Source organism: Streptomyces sp. SID12501, assembly GCF_010550245.1.
In the GTDB taxonomy this organism is placed as follows: Bacteria; Actinomycetota; Actinomycetes; order Streptomycetales; family Streptomycetaceae; genus Streptomyces.
This window is the reverse complement of record NZ_JAAGLU010000595.1, coordinates 1-452: the sequence shown is the minus strand read 5'-3', so window position 1 is coordinate 452 and position 452 is coordinate 1. Positions and strand designations below refer to the sequence as shown.

General features: G+C 55.1%; 1 pseudogene. It reads right to left on the bottom strand.

The features are described 5' to 3' along the window. Positions 1-380: pseudogene (locus tag G3I71_RS47445) on the bottom strand (hypothetical protein); the annotation flags it as partial. Positions 381-452 lie beyond the last annotated feature (72 nt).

Here is a 452-nt window from a genome sequence, read left to right as displayed (position 1 = left end):
AGCTTGGGCAATGCCTGGGAGATCTCTTTCTGATAGGTCAAGTCGAGGCTACCGAAAGGAGCGTCCATGACGACGGGGTAAATTCCTCCATCCCCCAAGATGTCATCGCCACCCTTAGCCTTACGCTGATGGATCTGCTTTGCGATCTCCGAGACCGCACCGACGAAGGACAAGCCGAGCACCTGATTCTCGCCAGTACTCCGGATCGCAATGCCGGCCTTAGACTTCAATAGCAGTTGAAAGGAGTCAGTGAGCTCGGGCTCGTAGGACTTGATGAAGATTCGGGAAAAGACTTCCTTGACCTTGGCGTCAAGCTGCTCCCGGACTTCCTCTGTCTTCAACTCAAGCGCCTCCTTGAAGGTTTCCAACACCTCGTTCACGAGATTGACCTGCCGCTGCACCTTCCTCGAAGCTTCATCTTCGGCCGTGGCAGACCGGAACTGTCGCTTCAC